General features: G+C 70.8%; 22 protein-coding genes. 11 read left to right on the forward strand and 11 right to left on the reverse strand.

The window, feature by feature from the left end:
- Nucleotides 1-86 precede the first annotated feature (86 nt).
- Genes rsgA through H4N58_RS05735 form a run of 5 tightly spaced genes read right to left on the reverse strand, consistent with a single transcriptional unit; the run spans nt 87 to nt 6,348 of the window.
- On the reverse strand, nt 87-1,079 hold the full coding sequence (rsgA, locus tag H4N58_RS05715) for a ribosome small subunit-dependent GTPase A (protein ID WP_167252023.1): 993 nt from the start codon (nt 1,077-1,079) through the stop codon (nt 87-89).
- Nucleotides 1,076-2,347: a 3-phosphoshikimate 1-carboxyvinyltransferase gene (aroA, locus tag H4N58_RS05720; RefSeq protein WP_167252022.1), complete on the reverse strand. Its 1,272-nt coding sequence runs from the start codon at nt 2,345-2,347 to the stop codon at nt 1,076-1,078. Before aroA ends, rsgA begins: the two co-directional genes overlap by 4 nt.
- Nucleotides 2,348-2,391: 44 nt before the next feature.
- Complete coding sequence (locus H4N58_RS05725; protein ID WP_167007429.1) at nt 2,392-2,922, reverse strand: DoxX family protein; 531 nt, start codon at nt 2,920-2,922, stop codon at nt 2,392-2,394.
- 29 nt (nt 2,923-2,951) lie between these two features.
- On the reverse strand, nt 2,952-4,187 hold the full coding sequence (locus H4N58_RS05730; protein ID WP_167252021.1) for an NAD(P)/FAD-dependent oxidoreductase: 1,236 nt from the start codon (nt 4,185-4,187) through the stop codon (nt 2,952-2,954).
- Between the two features lie 49 nt (nt 4,188-4,236).
- A complete protein-coding gene (locus H4N58_RS05735; protein ID WP_167252020.1) occupies nt 4,237-6,348 on the reverse strand; it encodes a sigma-70 family RNA polymerase sigma factor in 2,112 nt (703 codons plus the stop codon).
- A gap of 101 nt (nt 6,349-6,449) precedes the next feature.
- Between H4N58_RS05735 and H4N58_RS05740 the strand changes: the two genes are divergently transcribed.
- The 7 genes from H4N58_RS05740 (at nt 6,450) to H4N58_RS05770 (ending at nt 10,725) form a co-directional block, all read left to right on the forward strand.
- Nucleotides 6,450-7,187, forward strand: a complete 738-nt coding sequence (locus H4N58_RS05740; protein WP_167007439.1) for a hypothetical protein — start codon at nt 6,450-6,452, stop codon at nt 7,185-7,187.
- A 101-nt stretch (nt 7,188-7,288) separates the two neighbouring features.
- Nucleotides 7,289-8,077 (forward strand): SOS response-associated peptidase, encoded by a 789-nt coding sequence (locus tag H4N58_RS05745; RefSeq protein ID WP_167007441.1) that lies wholly within the window; start codon nt 7,289-7,291, stop codon nt 8,075-8,077.
- On the forward strand, nt 8,077-8,733 hold the full coding sequence (locus H4N58_RS05750) for an alpha/beta family hydrolase (protein WP_167007444.1): 657 nt from the start codon (nt 8,077-8,079) through the stop codon (nt 8,731-8,733). Before H4N58_RS05745 ends, H4N58_RS05750 begins: the two co-directional genes overlap by 1 nt.
- Before the next feature lie 156 nt (nt 8,734-8,889).
- Nucleotides 8,890-9,537 carry a sigma-70 family RNA polymerase sigma factor gene (locus tag H4N58_RS05755; RefSeq protein WP_167252019.1) on the forward strand — a complete coding sequence of 216 codons (648 nt, stop codon included), beginning with the start codon at nt 8,890-8,892 and terminating at the stop codon, nt 9,535-9,537.
- Nucleotides 9,534-9,836: a mycothiol system anti-sigma-R factor gene (gene rsrA, locus H4N58_RS05760; protein WP_167252018.1), complete on the forward strand. Its 303-nt coding sequence runs from the start codon at nt 9,534-9,536 to the stop codon at nt 9,834-9,836. The genes H4N58_RS05755 and rsrA overlap by 4 nt, the downstream gene beginning before the upstream one ends.
- Nucleotides 9,833-10,219 (forward strand): thioesterase family protein, encoded by a 387-nt coding sequence (locus H4N58_RS05765; RefSeq protein WP_167007453.1) that lies wholly within the window; start codon nt 9,833-9,835, stop codon nt 10,217-10,219. The genes rsrA and H4N58_RS05765 overlap by 4 nt, the downstream gene beginning before the upstream one ends.
- On the forward strand, nt 10,216-10,725 hold the full coding sequence (locus H4N58_RS05770) for a GNAT family N-acetyltransferase (protein WP_167252017.1): 510 nt from the start codon (nt 10,216-10,218) through the stop codon (nt 10,723-10,725). Before H4N58_RS05765 ends, H4N58_RS05770 begins: the two co-directional genes overlap by 4 nt.
- Nucleotides 10,726-10,895: 170 nt before the next feature.
- Here the strand turns inward: H4N58_RS05770 and H4N58_RS20915 are convergent, their stop codons facing one another.
- The 3 genes from H4N58_RS20915 to H4N58_RS05780 all read right to left on the reverse strand — a co-directional run bounded on the left by H4N58_RS20915 (nt 10,896) and on the right by H4N58_RS05780 (nt 13,726).
- Entirely contained in the window at nt 10,896-10,970 is a 75-nt protein-coding gene (locus H4N58_RS20915) for a 50S ribosomal protein bL37 (RefSeq protein WP_369797015.1), read from the reverse strand.
- Nucleotides 10,971-11,035: 65 nt separating this feature from the next.
- On the reverse strand, nt 11,036-12,730 hold the full coding sequence (locus H4N58_RS05775) for an acetolactate synthase (protein WP_167007460.1): 1,695 nt from the start codon (nt 12,728-12,730) through the stop codon (nt 11,036-11,038).
- A gap of 69 nt (nt 12,731-12,799) precedes the next feature.
- Nucleotides 12,800-13,726, reverse strand: coding sequence for a DUF2785 domain-containing protein (locus tag H4N58_RS05780; RefSeq protein ID WP_243843087.1), 927 nt, complete (start codon nt 13,724-13,726; stop codon nt 12,800-12,802).
- Nucleotides 13,727-13,827: 101 nt separating this feature from the next.
- Between H4N58_RS05780 and H4N58_RS05785 the strand changes: the two genes are divergently transcribed.
- Nucleotides 13,828-15,309 (forward strand): sensor histidine kinase, encoded by a 1,482-nt coding sequence (locus H4N58_RS05785; protein WP_167007463.1) that lies wholly within the window; start codon nt 13,828-13,830, stop codon nt 15,307-15,309.
- Between the two features lie 85 nt (nt 15,310-15,394).
- Here H4N58_RS05785 and H4N58_RS05790 read toward each other — a convergent pair whose 3' ends face one another.
- Nucleotides 15,395-15,646, reverse strand: a complete 252-nt coding sequence (locus H4N58_RS05790; RefSeq protein WP_167007466.1) for a WhiB family transcriptional regulator — start codon at nt 15,644-15,646, stop codon at nt 15,395-15,397.
- 249 nt (nt 15,647-15,895) lie between these two features.
- Here H4N58_RS05790 and H4N58_RS05795 point away from each other — a divergent pair, with 249 nt between their 5' ends.
- The 3 genes from H4N58_RS05795 to H4N58_RS05805 all read left to right on the forward strand — a co-directional run bounded on the left by H4N58_RS05795 (nt 15,896) and on the right by H4N58_RS05805 (nt 18,687).
- The gene (locus H4N58_RS05795; protein ID WP_167007469.1) at nt 15,896-16,300 is read left to right on the forward strand and encodes a hypothetical protein; all 405 of its coding nucleotides are present in this window, start codon (nt 15,896-15,898) and stop codon (nt 16,298-16,300) included.
- 169 nt (nt 16,301-16,469) lie between these two features.
- Nucleotides 16,470-17,666 carry an NADP-dependent malic enzyme gene (locus H4N58_RS05800; protein ID WP_370465458.1) on the forward strand — a complete coding sequence of 399 codons (1,197 nt, stop codon included), beginning with the start codon at nt 16,470-16,472 and terminating at the stop codon, nt 17,664-17,666.
- Nucleotides 17,667-17,718: 52 nt separating this feature from the next.
- Nucleotides 17,719-18,687, forward strand: coding sequence for a zinc-binding dehydrogenase (locus H4N58_RS05805; protein ID WP_167007472.1), 969 nt, complete (start codon nt 17,719-17,721; stop codon nt 18,685-18,687).
- Nucleotides 18,688-18,756: 69 nt separating this feature from the next.
- Here H4N58_RS05805 and H4N58_RS05810 read toward each other — a convergent pair whose 3' ends face one another.
- Nucleotides 18,757-18,933 (reverse strand): DUF6104 family protein, encoded by a 177-nt coding sequence (locus H4N58_RS05810; RefSeq protein ID WP_163695435.1) that lies wholly within the window; start codon nt 18,931-18,933, stop codon nt 18,757-18,759.
- 9 nt (nt 18,934-18,942) lie between these two features.
- Nucleotides 18,943-22,563: a multifunctional oxoglutarate decarboxylase/oxoglutarate dehydrogenase thiamine pyrophosphate-binding subunit/dihydrolipoyllysine-residue succinyltransferase subunit gene (locus H4N58_RS05815; protein ID WP_243843145.1), complete on the reverse strand. Its 3,621-nt coding sequence runs from the start codon at nt 22,561-22,563 to the stop codon at nt 18,943-18,945.
- Nucleotides 22,564-22,754 lie beyond the last annotated feature (191 nt).

The raw sequence follows: 22,754 nt of genomic DNA on the forward strand, positions 1-22,754 counted from the left end.
ACGTACGACCCGACATCACGTCCCGACATCGCACCTCTGATATCGGGGTCCAATGTCGGGACGTGATGTCGGGTCGTACGTCAACGTCAGTCGGCGCTGTCGCGCGAGGCGAGGAGGCGGCGGAACGAGTCGACGCGCGCGGCGTCCAGCGTCCCAGCAGCGACTGCGTCGTCCAGCGCGCACTCAGGGTCGGCCTCCGTGTGCTGACAGCCGCGGGGGCAGTCGACTGCCGCGTCGGCGAGGTCCGGGAACGCCGCGAGCAGCCGCTCCACCGACACGTGCGCGAGCCCGAAGCTGCGGATGCCCGGCGTGTCCACGATCCACCCGCCGAACGGCAGCGCGAGCACACGCGTCGAGGTCGAGGTGTGGCGCCCACGACGGCTCACCTCGTTGATGACGCCGGTCGTCAGCTCCGCCTCGGGGACGAGCGCGTTGACCAGCGTGGACTTGCCCACGCCGGAGTGGCCGACGAGCACGCTCGTACGACCGCGCAGCCGCTCGCGCACCATCTCGAGGTCGCCGCCGCGCTCGGTGACGACGACGTCGACTTCCAGCGGCAGCAGGGACGCGACCAGAGGCGCGGGGTCGCCGATGTCGGCCTTGGTGAGGCACACCAGCGGCGTCATCCCGGCGTCGAACGCGGCGACGAGGCACCGGTCGATGAGACGCGGACGTGGGGGAGGGTCGGCGAGCGCGGCAACCACGACCATCTGGTCAGCGTTGGCGACGATCACCCGCTCGATCGGGTCGTTGTCGTCTGCCGTGCGTCGCAGCAGGGTCGTACGGTCCTCGACCTCGACGATCCGCGCCAGCGTGTCGGGCGTCCCGGAGGTGTCGCCGACGACGCGGACCCGGTCGCCCACGACGACGGCCTTGCGCCCGAGGGGGCGCGACTTCATCGCCGTCACCACGCGCTCGTCCTGGCCGACGAGCAGCGTGTAGCGGCCGCGGTCGATGCCCACGACCCAGCCGTCGTCGGCGTCGTCGTACGAGGGGCGCTCCTTGGTCCGGGGACGCGTATGGCGACGCGGACGATCGAACTGCTCGTGCGGCCGGTCGGCGTCGTAGCGCTGCGTCACGACGCGAACCGCTCCCAGACCTGCGCGAACCCCGGGTACGTCTTGGCGGTGGTCGCCACGTCGTGCACCTGGGTGTCCTTCACCGCGAGTCCGAGCACCGCCGCCGCGTGAGCCATGCGGTGGTCCGCGTACGTCTCCAGCGCCGCGCCGTGCAGCGGGCGGGGCGTGATCGCAAGTCCGTCGTCGAGCTGCTCGACCTCGCCGCCCATGCGGGTGATCTCGGTCGCAAGCGCGGCGAGCCGGTCGGTCTCGTGGCCGCGCAGGTGCGCGATGCCGGTGAGTCGTGAGGGGCCGTCGGCGAGCGCGGCCACGGCCGCGACGACGGGGGTCAGCTCGCCTTCGTCGCGCAGGTCGAGGGTGACTCCGCTCAGCCGTCGCGGTGCGGTCACGACGAAGTCGTCGTCGTCGAACGCCACCTCGGCGCCGAACGCGGTCGCGATCTCGCGCCACCGGTCACCCGCCTGGTCGGTCGTACGGGGCCAGTGCCGGACCCGCACACGCCCACCGGTCACCAGCGCTCCGGCGATGAATGCCCCTGCGTTGGACAGGTCGGGCTCGATCGCGGCGTCGTACGCGGCGACCGGCCCGGGCGCGACGCTCCAGCGGCCCGGGACGGAATCGTCCACGTGCACCCCGCGGCGGCGCAGCTCGGTCAGGGTCATCGCGACGTGCGGCATCGAGGGGACGGGCGGCCCGTCGTGGTGGATGTCGACGCCCTCGTCGTACCGGGCGCCGGCCAGCAGGAGCGCCGACAGGAACTGGCTGGAAGCGGACGCGTCGACCGTGACCGCGCCACCGGCGACGTGACCGGCCCCCACGACGGTGAACGGCATCGTCGCCCGCCCGCCGTCGTCGACCTGCACACCGAGCGCGCGCAGGCTCGTGATCGTCGTCGCCATCGGACGTTCCCGAGCACGCTCGTCACCGTCGAACGTCACCGCGCCGTCGACGAGCGCGGCGACCGGCGGGACGAAGCGCATGACCGTCCCGGCCAGCCCGACGTCGACGGTCACCGCCTCGCGCGCGGCGCTGGTGAGCGGCTCGACCGTCCACCCATCGCTGTCAGCAGTCACCGTGGCGCCGAGCGCGCGCAGGGCGTCTGCCATCAGGGCGGTGTCGCGCGACTCCAGGGGCCGCGACAGCCGTGACGGGCCGTCCGCGAGCGCCGACAGGATCAGCGCGCGGTTGGTCTGCGACTTCGACCCGGGCAACGCCACCGTGGCGTCGACGGGGTCGGTCCGGAACGGGGCGGCCCACAGCGTTGACATCGGTGCGAGCCTATCCGACCCCCACCGACCCGCGACCCATCTGCTCAGTGGTGCTGCAGCGTCCGCTTCACCTGGTGGGCGGTGTCGTGCAGCGACTCCTGCACCGACTCGCTCGCCTCCACGACCTTGTCCTTCGCGCGCCGGGGCAGAATCTTCTTGTGGGGGTCGGGATCGAGCGTCGCCATCAGCAGGCCGCCGAGGATCGAGGCGTTCTTGACGAACTGTTTGCGGTGGCCGGCGGCCGCCTCGGGCTCGGTCTCCTTCCAGAACGGGTGGCCGATCACGGTGGTCGGTGCGAGGGTGCCGGCCAGAACGAGGGCCGACAGCCGCGGGAAGCGGCCCAGCGCGAGCGCTGTCCCAAAGGTCACCTGAACGGCCGCATTGATCCGCACCAACGTCACGGGGTCGGTCGGCAGGCGGGTGCCGGGTGCGACCGATTCGGCGAGCGCGGCGAGCCTGTCGGAGACGGGCTTGACTTTGACGGCGAGCGCAGGGGAGTTGCGGAGGGCGTTCACCCCACCGGACACGAACATCGAGGCGAGCATCGGACGGGCGGCGGTACGCAGGAGGGTCATGGCTCTTTACTACCCCGGCGCGGGCACCGCTACACCCCGACGGCGTCGAGCGGCACCGACGGGTCCGCGAGCCGGGCGGCGTCCACGCGCCTGCCGACCAGTGCCTCGAGCGGCGCGATGCCGGAGTCCCAGAGGTTCGCGTGCATCGCCGCCTCGACCACCCCGTCGCGCAGCCAGAACGCCTGGAACGCGAGCTCGCCGGTGGCGTCGGTGTCTCCTCGCAGCACGACCTCGGTCTGCGTGACGTCGGGGACGTGCCCCACGTACTCCATGCCGAGGTCGTACTGGTCGGTGTAGAAGAACGGCAGCTTGTCGAAGACGACGTCCTGGCCGAGCATCGCGCGGGCCGCGACGGGCCCGGAGTCGTTGGCCATCGCCCAGTGCTCGACGCGGACCCGGCGGCCCAGCGCCGGGTTGTCGACTGCAGCGATGTCACCGGCTGCCCAGATGGACGGGTCGGAGGTACGCAGGCTCGCATCCGTGTCGACGCCGTTCTCGCCACGCAGGCCGCTGGCGAGGATCCAGTCGACCTGCGGCGCAGCGCCGATTCCGACCACGACCGCAGTGGCCGGGAGCACGTCGCCCTCGCTGGTGACCACGGAGGACACGGCTGCGCCGTCGCCCCTGATCTCGGCAATGCCCGTACCGAGGCGAAGGTCGACGCCGTGGTGGCGGTGCAGGTCGGCGAAGATCGTGGCGACCTCGTCACCGAGCACGCGTTGCAGCGGCAACGACGCCGTCTCGAGCACCGTGACGGCGACGCCGTGGCTGCGGGCGGCCGCGGCGATCTCGAGACCGATCCACCCGGCGCCGACGATGACCAGAGGACCGCCGGCGTCGAGCACAGCCTTGATCCGCTCGGCCTCGGGCATGTCCCGCAGGTACAGCACGCCGTCGAGGTCCGCTCCGGGGATGTCGAGCCGACGCGGCCATGAGCCCGTCGCGAGCGCGAGCCTGTCGTACGACAGCGTGCTGCCGTCCTCGAGGTCGAGCGCATGGTCCGCGGGACGCAACCCGGTCACCATCGTCTCGGTACGGACGTCGATGTCATGGTCGGCCCACCACGTCGCGTCGTGCAGGTAGGCGGCGGTCTCCGGCTCGGTCCCGAGCATGTAGCCCTTTGACAGGACCGGGCGCTCGTACGGAGGACGGTCCTCGACCGTCACCAGGACGACGTCGCCGGCGAACCCCTCCTCCCGCAGCGTCTCGGCCACTCGGCCGCCAGCCAGTCCGCCGCCCACGACGACATAGGTCTCTTCACTCATGCCCAGACCGTAGGCCGTTCCCGCGTAGATCGCCAGGGTGCTCCGGACGTCAGCTCGCTGGACCGCTCTCGAGGCCGACGGAGAAGGTGAAGCGCTGGTTGCGGTCGAGGTCGTCGTCGCCGATGCGGGGCGCGGTGAGCAGCGGGCCACCGACGCTCGCCACCGTCGCGTCGAGCACCTGACCTGGTCGCGCTCTGGCCGCGACCTGCTGAGCCGTGTCGTCGGTGGGGTCGAGGTCCCACTCCTGGCGTGCGTCGCCGGCCGCGCACTCGGTCATCGTGACGGTCGAGATCAGCGGCGTGGCCGCGGACGCGAGGCACGACCCGGTGAAGGGTCCAGAGACGGCCTTCAGGCCGACCCAGCCGTCAGCCTTGAGCCCGTCCCAGACCCGCCACGACGTCCCGGAGGAGCAGTCGGCCGTCAGGCGCACGGTCGCGGCGCCCGGGCGACCACGGACGTCGAGACAGCGGATGCCGAACCCGATCGGGCGTACGGAGAGCTGCCCCGTGCTCGGCAGGGTCAACGGGCCGATGGTCGCCGTCTCGGATCGGCCGCCACGTCCGACCGCGACGACCTCGTACAGGACCCGGCCGCCGTTCGGCGCGTCGACGTCGACGTACGACAGTGCGGTGAGCGGCTCGGGGCCGGAGATCAGCTCACCAGTGATGGCGGCGGCCAGTGAGAAGCGGCCGGCCCCGGCGCCGGTGTCAGCCGCGCGGTAGACCTCGTAGCCGGTCGCGCGGGGGACCTCGTCCCAGCGCAGGGTGACCCCGTCGGACTCATCGCTGAGCGCGACGCCGGTCGGCGGCGACGGGGGATCCTCGGTCGGTGTGGGCTCGGTGGGCGTCGGCTCGGTCGGTGTCGGCTCCGTGGGCGTCGGCTCGGTCGGCTCCGGCGCGGTGGGAGTCGGCTCGTTCGGCGCCGGGTCCTCGCCGTCGCGCGGGCCGTCCGGCGTCTCGTCGGGAGCGGGCTCGTCGGGATCGGGCAGAGCCGTGTCGGGCTCATCGGTGCCGGGGTCCGTGACGGGGATGCTCGGGGCCGTCGGCAGCGGCCCGGGCAGGGTCAGACCCGGCGGAATCACGCCTGTGGGATCCGCGGGGTCGGCGGGAGCCGGCCGCGGAGCGGGAGTGCCACCTGTCGAGGGGGCAGGGAGCTGCAGCTGCGGGCCGTCGGAGGCCTCGTCGGACGTCGGTCCGGTCTGCATGTCCAGCGTCATCGCCAGGAGCGTGCCGGCCACGGCGGCGCCGATGATGCCGACGGTGACGCCGGCGGCGGCGATGCCGTGCGACGGAGCGGCCATCACCCAGTCGCGGGCGCGTCCGACCGCCGTGCCTGCGGTGCTGCCGCTCGCTGCCGTGCCCGCTGCGGTCTCGCCGCGGGTCGCCGCGACGTAGCCGGAGCCGGCGGCGCCGAGCAGGATCGGGGCGAGCAGGCCGCGCAGTCCCGAGTTGACCTCGACCAGCTCGAGATAGACGGCCGTGCACCGAGGGCACTCTTCGAGGTGCTCGCGGACCCGGGTGGTCTCGCGCTTGCCGAGGCCCTGGCGCACGTACGCGCCGAGGCGCTCGGTGGTCCAGCGGCACTGCTCCTCGGCGGTGTCGGCGAGGTGGAGCTGGAGATACGACTGACGCAGACCCTCGCGCGCCCGGTAGGCGAGCGCCGAGACCCCGTTGGCGGTCATGCCGAGCATCGGCGCGATGTCGGCAGGCTTGGCGCCCTCGACGTCGAGGTGCCACAGCACGAGCTGCCAGCGCTCGGGGAGCGAGGCGAATGCCCGGGCCGCCGCTGAGTTCTCGAAGGCGGCGACGGCCGTGTCGTCGAACTCGACACCCCCGTCGTACTTCTCGAGGTCGTCGGTGGGCTGGACCCGCCGCTCGGCGCGGATCCGGTCGACGTGCAGGCGGCGGATCGCCGTCAGGAGGTATGCGCGGAACGCCACGTCGGGGCCCGCTCCCGCGCGGAGCTGACCGAGGACCTTGATGAACGCCTCAGAGACCAGGTCGTCGCCGTCGGGGCCCGGGACCAGCTGAGCGGCCATCCTGCGTGCCGCGTCGCGGTGACGCTCGAAGAGCGCCCCGTACGCGTCGTTGTCTCCCGCGCGGACCGCCGAGATCAGCTCAGCGTCGCTCGGGACCGTGGGGTCGGCAGGAATGTCGGTCATTTCGCCTCCCACCGTAGGCGAGAACGCGTGGCCGAGGGCAGTCCGGAGAAAAAGATTGTCGAACCGGCGTCATGGTTCGTGGCGACCGTCGTCTCACCACCATGAAGCACAACGAGACAGCCTCCACCTCGGCGTACCGGGTTTCGACCGAGACGTTGTTCTTGGTCCCGATGCGCCACCTGGACGCGCTGCGCGACGTGCTTCGTCGAGGAGGGGACCCCGAAGGTGCTGCCGTCGAGCTGGGGACGGCGGCGGCGGCCGAGGGGATCGGGTGGAGCGAGCTGTTGCGCGACGTCGAAGACGTGAGCCGCAGCGTCTCGGGCTCGCTCCCACCGTACGAGATGGTCCGCGCGATGAGCATCGCGTGGACCGAGACCGCCCTCCAAGACGCGTACGCGATGTCGTGCGAGGACCCTCTGACCGGTCTGACGACGCCCGAGCACCTGCGAACCCGGCTCGACGATGCCTATCGCCTCGCCGAGCGCAACGGTGCGGCTGCCTCGGACCAGTGGGCCTTCGTGGTCGTCGAGCTGACGTCCACCGGGGGCCCCGAGATCGGACTGCTGCGATCGCTGTCGATGATCGCCGTGTCGGACCTCCTGAGGACCTGCTTCGACGGCGACGAGACCATCGCACGGCTCGGCGAGCGCCGCGCCGTGGCGCTGGTCCGCCGGTCGGACGCGACACGTGGGTACACGGCTCTGCGCGATCTCATCGCGCAGTCGCCCGACGTCCCTTCGACCCGGGTGTGGGTCGAGGGTGTCCCGGCGAGCTCGCAGGCAGCGAGCCGCCTGCTCGGTGAGCTCGGTCGCGGTTCTTCCGCGGACGAGCTCGGCTGACCGCACCGGCGTCCGCTCGCTCTCGGGTCGAGCGGACGTCGGTGCGTGACGCGTCAACAGGCGTCCTGCCCCGTGGCGGGCCGATGTGGAACGCTGGTCCCATGTGCGGCCGCTACGCCACCACCCGATCCACCGCCGACCTGAGCGCCGAGTTCGAGGCCGAGCCCGCCGAGGACCTGCCTGACCTGCGCCCCGACTACAACGTCGCGCCGACCAAGGTCGTGCCGCTGATCCTCGAACGACGTTCGTCAGAGGACCCCGACACCACACACCGGCTGGTCAAGGCCCTGACCTGGGGACTGGTCCCGAGCTGGGCCAAGGACCGCGCGATCGGCAACCGCCTCATCAACGCGCGCTCGGAGACGCTCGGCGAGAAGCCGTCGTTCCGCGCCGCGTTCGCCAAGCGGCGCGCGCTCGTGCCCGCCGACGGGTTCTACGAGTGGTACGAGACCGACCGGCTCAACGCCAAGGGCAAGCCGATCAAGCAGCCGTACTTCATCCACGCCCCCGACGGTGGCACCCTCGCGATGGCCGGCCTGTACGAGATCTGGCACGACAAGTCGCGTCCTGAGGACGACGAGGCCTCGTGGCTGTGGACCTTCACGATCATCACGACCACGGCGACCGACGAGCTCGGCCGCATCCACGACCGGGCGCCGATGCTCGTCCCCCACGACCAGTGGACGACGTGGCTCGACCCCGAGATGGACGACAAGGACCGGCTCGGAGAGCTCCTCGTCCCTGCGGCGCCTGGTGCGCTCGAGGCGTACCCCGTGTCCACGTCCGTCAACAACGTCCGCAACAACGGCCCCGAGCTGATGGAGCCGATCGCAGCCGACGGGGAGCCGGAGCCCGACGACGGGGGACAGCCCCGCCTCGGTGACCTCTGATGACGACGCTGTCCGAGGCCACGTACGACACCCCGTACGGGCCGGGTCGGATCGTGGCGCGACGTTCGGACCGCCCGTGGGCCGTGCTGGTCCTCACGCACGGCGCCGGCGGCGGGATCGAGAGCCACGACCTGGAGGTCCTCACCGCGGGCCTCCCGAAGCTGGGCGTCGGTGTCGTGCGGATCGAGATGCCGTGGCGGACCGCCGGCAAGCGCATCGCTTCTGCACCGAGCGTCCTCGATGCGTCCTTCACGTCGCTGGTCGACCACCTGCGGCCGCGGGTGCCGTTGTTCATCGGCGGGCGCAGCGCCGGTGCGCGGGTGGCCTGCCGGCGCGGGCGCGCGCTCGGTGCGGTCGGCGTCGTCGCGCTGGCGTTCCCCCTGCACCCGCCAGGCAGGCCCGAGCGCAGCCGCGCGGACGAGCTTCTCGGCGCCGGGGTCCCGACGCTCGTCGTCCAGGGCGAGCGGGACACCTTCGGCACCCCCGCGGAGTTTCCCCTCGGCACGTCGATGGTCGTGCTCCCCGGGGCCGACCACTCGCTCAAGGTCGCCAAGCGGGCAGAGCCCGACCAGGCAGCCGTCGACGCGCTGCTCGTCGAGGGCGTGCACGAGTTCCTCCATCATCGCGTCGGTCGCTCGGGCACTGCCGGGGAATGACGTTCCGCCGGACTGCGTTGACACCTGTCGTGCCGCCATCCGCGCGGCCTGGCAGCAACCGGAGGAGGATGCGTGCTCGCGACCCTGACTCGCCCCGCTGACACCGGCCCCGTCGAGCCGGACCGGACCGTGGCTCCGGAGGTAGGCTGGGCGGTGATGACCGAACCCACCGAAGCCCCTGTCGCGGCCGACTCCGAGGAGTCGACCGAGCGGGTCGAGGCGAGCGAGACCCCGGAGGAGCGCACCGCGCGCTTCGAGCGTGACGCGCTGCCGTTCCTCGACCAGCTCTACTCCGCTGCGCTGCGCATGACGCGCAGCCCGCACGATGCCGAGGACCTCGTCCAGGAGACGTTCGCCAAGGCGTACCAGTCGTTCCACCAGTTCCGGCCCGGCACCAACCTCAAGGCCTGGCTCTACCGGATCCTCACCAACACCTACATCAACTCGTACCGCAAGAAGCAGCGCCAGCCGCAGCAGCAGATGACGGACGAGATCGAGGACTGGCAGCTCGCCCGCTCCGCTGCGCACACCTCGAGCGGCCTCAAGTCCGCCGAGATGGAGGCGCTGGAGCACCTCCCTGACAGTGACGTCAAGCGGGCGCTGCAGCAGCTGCCCGAGGACTTCCGGTACGCGGTCTACCTGGCCGACGTCGAAGGCTTCCCGTACAAGGAGATCGCCGAGATCATGGAGACCCCCATCGGCACCGTGATGTCGCGGCTCCACCGTGGACGCAAGCAGCTGCGCGAGCTGCTCACCGACTACGCCCGCGAACGCGGCATGGTTTCGGCAGGTGACAAGGCATGAGTGACGAGATCAACCTCGGGCCGGACTGCCAGAGTGCCCTCGAGAACCTCTACCTCTTCCTCGACCACGAGATGGCCGAGGGCGACTGGGACGCGGTCCACGCCCACATCGCCGACTGCGCGCCGTGCCTCACGCAGTTCGACGTGGAGCGCATCGTCAAGGAGCTCGTGTCGCGCTCGTGCCGCGAGAAGGCTCCGGAGGTCCTCCGCGCGAAGGTCCTGACCTCGATCCGGACCACGGTCACCTACACCCGTACCGACGTCGTCGGCACCGACGCCCGCGGCGAGACGGACGCGTGAGCGGGCTCGAGAAGGGCCTGACCGCGTCGCTCACCAAGCACGTCACCGAGGCTGACACCGCGCGCGCCGTCGGCAGCGGCTCGCTCGAGGTGCTCGGGACGCCGCGGGTGCTCGCCTGGTGCGAGGAGGCGACGTGCGAGGCCCTCGCGCCCGTCCTCGAGGCCGGCGCCACCTCCGTCGGCACGCGCGTACGCCTCGACCACCTCGCCGCGAGCCCGGTGGGCTCCGTCGTCGCGGTCGTGGCGACCGTGAAGGCCGTCGACGGACGCATGGTGACGTTTGAGGTCGTCGTGACCGACGCGGACGGCCGGATGCTCGCCGAGGGCGAGGTGCGCCGGGTCGTCGTCGACGTCGACCGGTTCCTCGCCCGCGTCGGCGCATGACGACGGTCCTGGTCCGTCCGGCCGCACCCGCCGAGCACGCGCTGGCGGGTGAGATCGTCGTGGCCGCCTACAGTGCCGAGGGCTACCTCGTCCGCGCCGACGGCTCGTACGACGTGGACTACGCGGCGAAGCTCGCTGACGTCGCGCATCGCGCGGAGGACTCGGACGTCCTCGTCGCCGAGCTCGACGGCGAGGTCGTAGGCACCTTCACGTGGTGCGGCCCCGGCTCGTCGATGCGTGAGCTCGCGACGCGCGACGACCAGGGGGAGTTCCGGATGCTCGGCGTCCGGCCGGACGCCGCGGGGCGCGGCGTCGCGTCCGCGATGGTGCGCTGGTGCCTCGAGCGCGCGGCCGTCGACGGCCTTCGGGAGATCGTGATCAGCTCGCTGCCCGAGATGGTGCCCGCGCACCAGGTGTACGAGCGGCACGGCTTCGTCCGTCACCCGGACCTCGACTGGTCTCCCGTGCCCGGCACCGAGCTGGTCGCCTTCACGCGCTCCGTCTGACCGCCTTCACTCTCCGTGGGGCCCCACGGAGACGTGCTGCCCCACCGGAAGCTTTCAGTGGGGCAGCGACTTTCGGTGGGGCCCCACGGAAAGTGGCGACGGCTGATCGGCGAAGCGCGCAGACAAAAAGAGCCTCGTACCGGTCTGGTACGAGGCTCTTTGGGTGCTGCTCAAGCGTTGGGACGCTTGCCGTGGTTCGCGCCCTTCTTGCGACGCGCCCGGCGCTTGCGGCCAGTCTTGCCCATGGGTCCTCCTCGAAAATGTGCTCGTTCCATGGTCGCATGCGTGGGCAACTGCCCCGTACGCGACCTCAGACGCCGGTGGTGCTGCGCGGGTACTGCGCGTTGACGTCCGTCATCACGTTGACGAGGTAGGGGATGCCCGAGGCGAACGCGCGGTCGAGAGCGGGGCCGATGTCTTTCGGGTCGGTCACGGTCTCGCCGCCGCCCCCGAGGGCGGTGACGACCTGGTCGTACCGCGTGTGGGGGGCGAGGTCGGCGGCCACGTCGTAGCCGTACAGGAATTGCATCGGTGCCTTCTCGAGGCCCCAGGCGGAGTTGTTGCCGACGACCATGACGACCGGCAGGTTGTGGCGGACGAGCGTGTCGACGTCGATGAGCGACATGCCCGCTGCCCCGTCGCCGAACAGCACGACGACCTGGCTGTCGGGCCGTGCGATCCGCGCCGCCATCGCCGCGCCGAGACCCGCACCCAGGCACCCGTACGGGCCGGGGTCGAGCCAGCAGCCGGGGCGTGCCGGCTCGAGGAACTTGCCGGCGAACGAGACGAAGTCGCCGCCGTCACCGATCACGACGGCGTCGTCGGCGAGGCGGGGGATGAGCTCGCCGTAGATCCGTGCGGGGTGGATCGGGTCGGCCTCGGCTCCGAGCAGTGCGGCGTCACGGGTGGCAGCCGCCGCGACCGCTTCGCGCAGCTGCTGGGTCCAGTCGGTCCACGACGGGCGGGAGCCGGACGTCGAGAGCAGCGCGTGCAGGACCTGGTCGAAGCACGTCGTGAGGTCACCGGCCAGCGACGCCGCGAGGTCGGCACGGGACGAGACCTGGCTCGGGCTGTCGGCGACGTGCACGACCTTCGCGTGCGGGGCACCGTCCTTGCCGCCGAAGACGCCGTAGCCGAGTCGGAAGTCGAGCGGGGTGCCGACGACCACGACGAGGTCGGCCTTGCCGAGCGCCTGCGAGCGGGCCTTGGTGACGAGCAGCGGGTGGCCGCCGGGGATCACACCGCGGCCCATGCCGTTGGCGATCGCGGGGATCCCCGACTCGTCGACGAAGCGCAGCGCCGCCTGCTCGGCGCGATCGGCCCACACGTCGGTGCCGAGGACGAGCACGGGACGCTGGGCCTCTGCGAGGAGCCGGGCGACCTGGGCGACCTGGTCACCGTCGGGCTCGAGCGCGTCGGGCAGCACGCCGTAGGCGGCGCCGGTGGCCGTCGTCCGGCTGAAGAGCTGGTCCATCGGCACGTCGAGGAACGTCGGCCCACGGTGCGAGGAGCCGGCCAGCGCGAACGCGTGGTCAACCATCGGCCCGACCTCGTCGACCGTCGGTGCCGTGCCGGCCCACTTGGAGACCGTGGAGATGATCGGCGGGTGGTCGAGCTCCTGGAGACTCCCCATGCCCCACGTGTGAGTGGCCGCGCGGCCACCGATCGTCACGAGCGGCGAGCCTGCGAAGTGCGCCTGCGCGATCGGGCTCACGCCGTTGGTGATGCCCGGGCCCGCGGTGAGGACGGCCAGGCCCGGCGTACGGCTGAGCTTGCCGGTGGCCTCTGCGGCGAAGACCGCCGAAGGCTCGTGGCGGACGTCGACGATGCGCATCGGCGTCTCGGCCTTGACGGCGGCGTCGTACAGCGGGAAGACGTGCGCACCCGAGAGCGTGAACATGGTCTCGACGCCGTGGGCCTTCGCGGCATCGACGGCGTGGTCACCGCCGTGTCCCTCGCGGCCCTCGGGAGCGGCATCGGTGGCAGTGGGGGTCTCTGCGGTCATGTGACCCAGGTTACCCAGCGGTAGGTGACCCGTACAGAGGAACCTGGACACCCGCCCAGTCGGAACGGGTCAGCGCGACGACGGGACGGGACGCCGGACGTTCGGGGTGGTGAACAGCCAGGGGCTCTCCGCGCGGATCTGCTCGATCGCCGCGAGGAGGAGGTCGGCGCGGTGCGGCGAGGGCCCCGCGAAGAGCGTGTCGTCGCCTGCCACCCCCGAGCGTCCCTTCACGCCGAGTGCCAGCTGGAGGTGGAGCGCACGCAGGAAGCGCGAGGTGTTGTAAGCGGTGGGGGACGGCCACTGGCCAGAGGACTTGCCCCGGGTCCGAGGGCGCCGCGTCCCCGCTCCCAGGCGGGCGATCCAGGGCTCGACGACGTTGGGCGCGACCGCGTCGCGGTGCAGCACCGCCATCGCGGCGTACGCGAGCCGGTCGTCCTCACCGTGGTAGAGCACGTGGTCGGTCGGGGCGAGGAGCCGGTCGGCGATGACGTCGAGCAGCACCATCAGCTCGAGCTTGTCGAAGTGGGGGGAGCGGGCCAGCGCGCCGAGGAGATCGGCCCCGTTGGCGACCGCGTGCGCCCAGCCCACGTCCGGGATCCAGCCGCGGAGGTCCTTCTCGCGGATCAGCCAGGACGTCGCCTGGTCGCCCCAGCCCATCACGGTCCCGGCGGGAAGCAGCTGCATCTCGTTGTCGCGCGTGACGATCTCGGTGAGCACGAGCGCGGTGTACGAGCGTCGGAGCACGGTGAGGTCTCCGGAGTTGCCGAGGCCGTTGCTCAGACCGGTGACGACCCCGTTGCCGAATCCGCGCAGCAGGGTGTCGTACTCGCCGGAGTGAATCCACGTGGCGAGCAGCGGGAAGGCGATGCCGTCGCGCTGCTCCGGATCGGGGCTCGCGAGCATGTCGATGAGCTCGAGCGTCAGGTCGTTGAGCGACCGATCGCTCGGCACCTGCATCCCGGCGCCGATCACGGACTGCCAGTACGACTCGGACACGGGCCTATGGTCGCACGTACCACGTCCGCAGGGAGACCCACCCCACACCCTTTTCCGCCGGGGCGTGCTGGAGGGCGATCCGGGCTGGATACGCTGGCCGCGTGCCCTCCCTCGACGACGTCGCCAGTCACCAGACGAGCCTGTCGCGCGAGGACATGGAGTGGCTCCACCAGCTCGTCGCCGACTGGCAGATCCTGGCCGACCTCTCGTTCGCCGATCTCGTGCTCTGGCTGCCCGACGCCGAGGGCAAGGGCTTCTGGGCCGGCGCGCAGATGCGCCCGACGACGGGCGTGACGGCACACCTCGACGACATCGTCGGCGACTTCGTCCCGCGCAACCGCCGCCCGACGATCGACGCGGCGTTCCGCGAGGGTCGTGTGGTGCGCGAGGGCGACCCGGAGTGGCGCGACGACATCCCCGTACGCCTCGAGACGATCCCCGTACGCCGTGACGGCGCGGTGATCGCGGTGATCGCACGCAGCACCAACCTCCTGGGCGTCCGTACGCCGAGCCGCCTCGAGCTGTCGTACCTGGCGATGGCCGACGACCTCACCGAGATGATCAGCGAGGGCGATTTCCCGCTTCCCGGCGAGCAGTCCGACCTGTCGCACTCGCCGCGCGTCGGTGACGGTCTGGTCCGAACCGACGCCGACGGCAGGGTCACGTACGCCAGCCCGAACGGCGTCTCGGCGTTCCGGCGGCTCGGCGTGACCGGCGACCTCGAGGGCACCGATCTCCCTGAGGTCACGCGCGCGCTCATCGCCGCGCCCCACCGCCCGACCGACCAGGCGATGCAGCCGGCGCTCACCGGTCGTACGGGGTCGCAGGCGGAGCTGGAGAACGGCGACGCCTCGCTCAGCATGCGGGCGATCCCGCTGCGTTCGTCGGGCAAGCCGTCAGGCGCGCTCGTGCTCCTGCGCGACGTCACCGAGCTGCGCCGACGCGAGCGCGAGCTGATGAGCAAGGAGGCGACGATCCGGGAGATCCACCACCGGGTCAAGAACAACCTCCAGACCGTGCAGGCCCTCCTGCGCCTGCAGGCCCGCCGGATGGACACCGGCGCCGGCCGCGAGGCGCTAGAAGAGGCCGTACGCCGGATCGGCTCGATCGCCGTGGTCCACGAGACGCTCAGCCAGGCCTTCGATGAGATGGTGCAGTTCGACGAGGTCGCGGACCGGCTCCGCACGATGGTTGCCGAGGTGGCGTCGCCGGCGCGCAGCGTGAGCACCGAGCGGATCGGCTCGTTCGGCGAGCTGCCCGCCGAGGTCGCGACGCCGCTCGCGATGGTGCTGACCGAGCTCATCCAGAACGCCGCCGAGCACGCGTTTGGCGAGGAGGAGAGCGGGCACGTCGTGCTGGAGGTCCGGCGTCGTGACGACCGCCTGGAGCTAGCGGTGCTTGACGACGGTGTGGGGCTGCCGAGCGGGTTCGACCCGCGCGCGACGACGAGCCTGGGGGTCTCGATCGTCGCGACGCTCGTCGAGTCCGAGCTCGGGGGGACGCTGGCCTTCGGGCCCCGTCACCCGGCAACCGGGGGCGGCGGCACGCGGGTGCGCATCGAGGTCCCGCTGGAGCGTCGGTGACGCCTTGAGGGACGGGCAGGACGTACGAAGGTCCCGCCCCCGCGATGCGGAGACGGGACCTGGGTGTGCGTCGTTGCGAGACCGCTCAGGCGGTGCGGATGCGGGCGCGGGCGGTGCGGCGCTTGAGTGCGCGGCGCTCGTCCTCGCTCATTCCGCCCCAGACACCGTGGTCCTGTCCGGACTCCAGAGCCCACGTGAGACACTGGTCACGGACGTCGCAGCGGCGGCACACCATCTTCGCTTCCTCGACCTGAGAGATCGCCGGTCCCGTGCTCCCGATCGGGAAGAACAGTTCCGGGTCCTCGTCGAGGCAGGCAGCGTGGTGACGCCAGTCCATGGCGAAACATCCTTTCATCTGGTCGCTGAGGGGGGTGCGACCTTCGGCAGTTGTGAATCTCTTCACGAGCATGGGCGGAGGCATACGGATCCCGTACCGTTGAGGTGGGACTCGAACGTTCCGATCTGCCGCCCGTCGCCTGGAATCACAGCGATCTCTCGCCCATGAATCAGCGCCACACAGCAGACTATGATCGTCGCAAGAAACGCTGGTTAACACAAGGGCAATACGCCGGAAGGAGCCTGTTTCGTGGGTCACACCGCACCTGCGCCGACACTCAGGATCAAGGTAGCGGTGGTCATCGTCGCCGTCGAGGCCCTCGCCCTGATCGCCTTCGGCGTCCTCGATCTCCTGGACCTGCACGCCGACCGGGTGGTGCTCGCGATCGGGACGTCGCTGTTCTTCTTCGGGTACGCCGGCCTCCAGCTGGTCGCGGCACGCGCGCTGTGGCACCTAGCAGGGTGGGGGCGCGGCGCACTGGCGTTCACCCAGCTCATCCAACTCGGCCTCGCGTGGAACCTTCGCGAGGCCAACCCGCCCGTGGCGCTCGTCTTCGCGATCGCGGCCGGCGCGGTGATGTGGTGCATGTTCTCGCGGTCGACGCACCGGCTGTTCTCCGAGCTCGACGCGCAGGCGCGGGCCTCGCAGCAGTAGCCCGTGTGGTTGAATAGCCTGCGGGTCACCCCCTCTTGTGCGCTCCCGCGGCCAGACCGGCCGTGTGTGGGGCTCCGGTCACCGGTCCCGTTCTCGATCGGTACGCAGACGACGTCGCTCCACGCGACCGTTCGTCCCGTTCACCCTTTCGCTCAACAGTGAGGTTCTCGTGGTTGCCGAGTCAGTCGACCGTGTCCCGTTCTCGTCGCAGTTCGCGGGGGACCCGGTATTCGACGTACACCGCGGCGGCAAGATGCAGATCGCCAGCACCGCACCGCTGCGCGACGCCGACGACCTCTCCCTGTCGTACACGCCTGGTGTCGCCCGCGTCTGCGAGGCGATCGCCGCCGACCCGTCGGTCGCCGACGACTACACCTGGGTCCCTAACACGGTCGCCGTGATCACCGACGGCTCGGCCGTCCTCGGGCTCGGCGACATCGGTCCGACGGCGTCGCTGCCGGTGATGGAGGGCAAGGCGGTCCTGTTCAAGCAGTTCGGTGGCGTCGACGCGATCCCGCTGGCGCTGGACGTCCGTGACCCCGACACTTTCGTCGACACCGTCGCGCACCTCGCGCCGAGCTTTGGGGGCATCAACCTCGAGGACATCGCCGCGCCGCGCTGCTTCGAGATCGAGCGCGCGCTGCAGGCGCGCGTCGACATCCCGGTGTTCCACGACGACCAGCACGGGACGGCGATCGTCACGCTGGCCGCGCTGCTCAACGCGCTGGCGCTGACGGGCCGGTCGGTCGAGGACACCAAGGTCGTCATCTCCGGCGCAGGTGCGGCCGGGGTCGCCATCGCCCGCATCCTGCAGGCGAGCGGCATCCGCAAGCTTGCCGTCGTGGACCGTGGTGGCGTGATCCACCCGTCCCGTGCGGACCTCACGCCGATCAAGGCCGAGCTCGCGTACGAGACCAGCGAGTGGGGTCGTACGGGCCAGCTCTCCGACGCGCTCGTCGGCGCCGACGTGTTCATCGGCGTGTCCGGCGGCACGGTGGGGGAGTCGGCGGTCGAGCGGATGGCCGACGACGCGATCGTGTTCGCGCTGGCCAACCCGACGCCCGAGGTGCACCCCGACATCGCGCGCCGCCACGCCAGGGTGGTGGCGACCGGGCGGTCCGACTACCCCAACCAGATCAACAATGTGCTGGCGTTCCCCGGCCTTTTCCGCGGCGCGCTCGACGTGCGGGCGTCGCGGGTGACCGAGGGCATGAAGGTCGCCGCCGCACGGGCCCTGTCGGACCTGGTGGGCGACCGGCTCAGCGAGTCGTACGTCATCCCGTCGCCGTTCGACGAGCGGGTCGCGCCGGCGGTGGCGGGGGCGGTGATGGCGGCAGCGCGTCGCGACGGTGTCGCGCGTCGGTAGGGCGACGGTGTCGCGCGTCGGTAGACCGACGACCCGTGGATAGGGTGCGGTCATGTTTGCCGTGTACGCCGAATCCTTCAGCAACGACGACCCGCTCTCCGGCTTGGTTGTGGGCGAGCGCCCCGACCCTGAGGTTCCTGAGGGCTGGACGACCGTCACCGTCAAGGCTGCCTCGCTGAACCACCACGACATCTGGTCCCTGAGGGGGGTCGGCCTTCGTGAGGAGCAGCTTCCGATGATCCTGGGCTGCGACGCGGCCGGGCTAGACGTGGACGGCAACGAGGTCGTCGTCCACGCGGTGATCAGCGACCCGTCGTGGACCGGTGACGAGACCCACGACCCGAAGCGCTCGCTGCTCTCGGAGCGCTACCAGGGCACATTTGCGGACAAGGTCGTCGTCCCCAGGCGCAACGTCGTCCCCAAGCCGGCGGGTCTCTCGTTCGAGGAGGCGGCCTGCCTGCCGACGGCATGGCTCACCGCGTACCGGATGCTGTTCACGCAGTCGGGTCTCAAGCCGGGCGACTCGGTCCTCGTCCAGGGCGCCGGAGGTGGCGTCGCGACGGCGCTCATCACCCTGGCACGGGCCGCGGGCATCCGCGTGTACGCGACGAGCCGTGACGAGGCGAAGCGCTCGCGTGCGCTGGAGATCGGCGCCAACGAGGTCTTCGAGTCGGGTGCGCGGCTGCCCGCCCGCGTCGACGCCGTGATGGAGACCGTCGGTGCGGCGACCTGGTCGCACTCGGTCAAGTCACTCAAGCCGGGCGGCACGATCGTCATCGCCGGCGCCACCTCCGGCAACAACCCGTCGCAGGCCGAGCTGACCCGCATCTTCTTTCTCCAGCTGCGCATCCAGGGCTCCACGATGGGCACGCGCACGGAGCTGGCTCAGCTGGTCGAGTTCCTCGACGTGACCGGCGCCCGCCCGCTCATCGATCACGTGATCCCGATGACGCAGGCCCGTGAGGGCTTCGCGGCGGTCGCCGCAGGCGACGTGTTCGGCAAGATCGTCCTCACCCGCTGACACCCGCTGACGCGGAAGGCCCGCCGCTCCGGTACGGAACGGCGGGCCTTCTCGGGTCGCGCGTGTGGCTCAGTCGTCCTCGTCGTCGAGGCGCGCCAGCCAGGTGGCGAGCCGCTCGACCGGCACCTCGAACTCAGGATTGAGGTCGACGAACTCCTGCAGCCGCTCCGAGAGCCACGCGAAGGTGACCTCCTCGTCGCCGCGACGCGAGTCCAGCTCCTCGATCCCTCTGTCGGTGAAGTACACGAGCAACCCTTAGGCGAACGCGCGCTCCATGAGCGCCTTGTTCTCCTCGAGGTGCCGCTTGTGGTTGCCGACCGACGGAGCGGCCGACGCGTCACGCGACACGGGTACGAGGGGCAGGGCGAGCTCAGGAGCCAGGTTGAGCGCCATGAACGGCCACGGACCTTGGTTGGCCGGCTCGTCCTGGACCCAGCGGACCTCGGTGGCGTTCGGATACTTCGCGAGCTCCGCCTTGATCTCCTCGAGGGGCAGCGGGTAGAGCTGCTCGACGCGGATGACAGCCGTCCGAGAGGCATCTGCCTCGACCTTGTCGCGCGTCGCGAGGACGTCGTACGAGACACGGCCGGACGCGAGGAGCACCCGCTCGACCTTATTCGTGTCCAGCGACGACTCCGCCGGGTCGGCGAGCACCGGCTCGAACGTCCCGGTGGTGAAGTCCTCCGGCCGCGACATCGCGGCCTTCAGGCGCAGCAGCTGCTTGGGCGTGAACACGATGAGCGGGCGGTGCTCGCTCTCGAGGTTCTGGCGGCGCAGCAGGTGGAAGTACGACGCGGGCGTCGACGGTTGTGCGACCGTCATGGCGTCCTCGGCGGCGAGCTGGAGGAACCGCTCGATGCGTGCCGAGGAGTGGTCCGGCCCCTGGCCCTCGTAGCCGTGCGGCAGCAGCAGCACGACACCGGACTTCTGGCCCCACTTCGCCTCACCGGCCGAGATGTACTCGTCGATGACCGACTGGGCGCCGTTGACGAAGTCGCCGAACTGCGCCTCCCACAGCGTCAGAGCCTCGGGACGCGCCACCGAGTAACCGTACTCGAAGCCGAGCGCGGCGTACTCGCTGAGCAGCGAGTCATAGATGTAGAACGTGCCCTGGTCCGGCGTCATCCGTGCCAGCGGCGTCCACTCGGCGCCGGTGTGGCGGTCGATGATCGTCGCGAACCGCTGCGAGAACGTGCCGCGGCGCGAGTCCTGACCGGCGAGTCGCACCGGGCGCCCGTCGAGCAGCAGCGAGCCGAACGCGATGATCTCGCCCGTGCCCCAGTCGATCGGGCCGGCCGTGATCGACGCGGCGCGGCGCTGCAGCTGGGGGAGCACCTTCGGGTGGACAGTGAAGCTGTCCGGGACGCTGGTGTATGCCTCCGCGATCGCCTTGAGGGTCTCGGGGGTCACCGCCGTCTCGACCTTGGCGAGCTCGGGCTTCTCCGGGTACTCCGGTGCGGTCTGGTAGTCGTCGTCGGCGGCCGTGCCGGCCTCGGCGAAGACCCGCTGGAGCTGGTCCTGGTAGTCCTTGAGCGCGCTCTCGGCCTCCTCCATCGTGATGTCGCCACGACCGACAAGAGCCGACGTGTAGAGCACACGGACCGACTTCTTCTTCTCGATGACGTCGTACATCAGCGGCTGGGTGAAGCTCGGGTCGTCGCCCTCGTTGTGGCCGCGCTTGCGGTACGTGATGAGGTCGATGACGACGTCGCTCTTGAACGCCTTGCGGTACTCGTAGGCGAGCTGGGCGATGCGGATGCACGCCTCGGGGTCGTCGCCGTTGACGTGGAAGATCGGCGCCTGGATCATCCGGGCGACGTCCGTCGCGTACGTCGAGGAGCGCGACGAGCTCGGCGAGGTGGTGAAGCCGACCTGGTTGTTGACGATCACGTGGATCGTGCCGCCGGTGCGGTAGCCGCGCAGCTGCGAGAGGTTGAGCGTCTCCGCGACCACGCCCTGGCCGGCGAAGGCCGCGTCACCGTGGATGAGCAGCGGGAGGACAGGGAACTCCTCGCCGCGGTTGAGGCGGTCCTGCTTGGCACGCGCGATGCCCTCGAGCACGGGGTCGACGACCTCGAGGTGCGAGGGGTTCGCCGCGACCGAGACCTTGATGGTGTCACCGCTGGCGGCGGTGAACTCGCCCTCGACGCCGAGGTGGTACTTCACGTCGCCCGAGCCCTGGACCGTGCGCGGGTCGATGTTGCCCTCGAACTCGCGGAACACGAAGCCGGGGTTCTTGCCGGCGATGTTGACCAGGAGGTTGAGGCGTCCGCGGTGCGCCATGCCGATGCAGACCTCGTCCAGCGAGTCGGCTGCGGCGGCCTCGCAGATCTCGTCGACGAGCGGGATCGTCGTCTCCGAGCCCTCGAGGCTGAAGCGCTTCTGGCCGACGAACTTCGTCTGCAGGAACGTCTCGAAGGCCTCGGCCTGGTTGAGCTTGTGGAGGATCCGCAGCTGCTCCTCGCGGGGCGGCTTGGAGTGCTCGCGCTCGACGCGCTCCTGGATCCAGAGGCGCTGCTCGGGGTCCTGGATGTGCATGTACTCGATGCCCGAGGTGCGGGCGTACGAGTCACGCAGGATGCCGAGGATCTCTCGCAGCTTCATGAAGCGGCGCTCACGTCCGCCGAACGAGCCGGTCGCGAACTCGCGCTCCAGGTCCCACAGCGTCAGACCGTGCGAGGAGATCTCAAGGTCCGGGTGGCTGCGGGGGGAGTGGTCGAGCGGGTTGGTGTCGGCCATGAGGTGGCCGCGCACGCGGAAGGCGTGGATCAGCTCGAGCACGCGTGCCTGGCGGTGGACCTCGTCGTCGTGGCTGACGGCGATGTCGCGTGCCCAGCGGATCGGCTCGTACGGGATCTTGAGTGCGCGGAAGATCTCGTCGTAGAAGCCCTCCTCGCCGAGCAGCAGCGCGCTGACCCGACGCAGGAAGTCGCCCGACTGCGCGCCCTGGATGATGCGGTGGTCATACGTCGACGTCAGCGTCATCATCTTGGAGATGGCCTGGGTGGCGATCGTGTGGTCCGACGCGCCCAGGAACTCCGGCGGGAAGTCCATCGAGCCGACGCCGATGATGGCGCCCTGGCCCTTCATCAGACGCGGCACGGAGTGGTTGGTGCCGATCGTGCCCGGGTTGGTGAGACTGATCGTCGTGCCCTGGAAGTCGGCCACGGTCAGCTTGTTGTTGCGGGCCTTGTCGACGACGGCCTCGTACGCGGCCCAGAAGCCGGCGAAGTCCATCGTGTCGGCCTGCTTGATCGACGGCACGAGGAGTTGACGGGTGCCGTCGGGCTTCTTCTGGTCGATCGCGAGGCCCAGGTTGACGTGGGCCGGCCGCAGCAGCGTCGGCTTGCCGTCGACGACGTCGAAGCCGGCGTTCATCTCCGGCATCGCCTTGAGCGCCTTGACCAGCGCGAAGCCGATCAGGTGCGTGAAGGACACCTTGCCGCCACGCGCCCGGGCGAGATGGTTGTTGATGACGATGCGGTTGTCGATCAACAGCTTGACCGGGACCGAGCGGACGCTGGTCGCGGTCGGGACGCTCAGGCTGTCGTCCATGTTGGCGGCCGTACGGGCGGCGGCGCCGCGCAGCACGGTCTGCTCGACATCGGTCGGGACAGGCTTCGTGGCGGCGGCCTTCGCCACGGGCGTCGCTGCCTTAGCGGTGTCTGGCTTCGCTGCCGGCCTGGCCGCCGCGGGCTTGGCCGCGGGCTTTGCCGGAGCGGCCGACGCCGGGGCTGACGGCTTCGATGCGGACGCTGCTGGAGCCTTCGCGGGTGCGGGCGTCGGTGGACTGCTCGGCGTCGTTCCACCTCCCTCGAAGAGGCGGGACCACGACGCGTCAACTGACGCCGGGTCCGACTTGTAGCGCTCGTACATCTCTTCGACGAGCCACTGATTGGTGCCAAAATCTGGCAGGGGGCTGTCGCTCTCGGCCACGGCCTCGATCGCCTCTTCCGGATTGTCCGTTGTCTCCCACGCCCGTCAGGGCATACGCGTACCAGGGTAGACCCCATACGAAGGGTCGCCAGCGACGGGACCAGGGGGTGTCGTCCGTCACCTCGGCAGCG

This window comes from Mumia sp. ZJ1417 (assembly GCF_014127285.1).
Taxonomy (GTDB): Bacteria; Actinomycetota; Actinomycetes; order Propionibacteriales; family Nocardioidaceae; genus Mumia.

Bases quoted from the DNA above. Each gene is read 5' to 3' on its own strand.
- aroA (WP_167252022.1), bottom strand. From the start codon at position 2,347: ATGTCAACGCTGTGGGCCGCCCCGTTCCGGACCGACCCCGTCGACGCC.
- H4N58_RS05725 (WP_167007429.1), bottom strand. From the start codon at position 2,922: ATGACCCTCCTGCGTACCGCCGCCCGTCCGATGCTCGCCTCGATGTTC.
- H4N58_RS05730 (WP_167252021.1), bottom strand. From the start codon at position 4,187: ATGAGTGAAGAGACCTATGTCGTCGTGGGCGGCGGACTGGCTGGCGGC.
- H4N58_RS05735 (WP_167252020.1), bottom strand. From the start codon at position 6,348: ATGACCGACATTCCTGCCGACCCCACGGTCCCGAGCGACGCTGAGCTG.
- H4N58_RS05740 (WP_167007439.1), top strand. From the start codon at position 6,450: ATGAAGCACAACGAGACAGCCTCCACCTCGGCGTACCGGGTTTCGACC.
- H4N58_RS05745 (WP_167007441.1), top strand. From the start codon at position 7,289: ATGTGCGGCCGCTACGCCACCACCCGATCCACCGCCGACCTGAGCGCC.
- H4N58_RS05750 (WP_167007444.1), top strand. From the start codon at position 8,077: ATGACGACGCTGTCCGAGGCCACGTACGACACCCCGTACGGGCCGGGT.
- H4N58_RS05755 (WP_167252019.1), top strand. From the start codon at position 8,890: ATGACCGAACCCACCGAAGCCCCTGTCGCGGCCGACTCCGAGGAGTCG.
- rsrA (WP_167252018.1), top strand. From the start codon at position 9,534: ATGAGTGACGAGATCAACCTCGGGCCGGACTGCCAGAGTGCCCTCGAG.
- H4N58_RS05770 (WP_167252017.1), top strand. From the start codon at position 10,216: ATGACGACGGTCCTGGTCCGTCCGGCCGCACCCGCCGAGCACGCGCTG.
- H4N58_RS05775 (WP_167007460.1), bottom strand. From the start codon at position 12,730: ATGACCGCAGAGACCCCCACTGCCACCGATGCCGCTCCCGAGGGCCGC.
- H4N58_RS05790 (WP_167007466.1), bottom strand. From the start codon at position 15,646: ATGGACTGGCGTCACCACGCTGCCTGCCTCGACGAGGACCCGGAACTG.
- H4N58_RS05805 (WP_167007472.1), top strand. From the start codon at position 17,719: ATGTTTGCCGTGTACGCCGAATCCTTCAGCAACGACGACCCGCTCTCC.
- H4N58_RS05815 (WP_243843145.1), bottom strand. From the start codon at position 22,563: ATGTACGAGCGCTACAAGTCGGACCCGGCGTCAGTTGACGCGTCGTGG.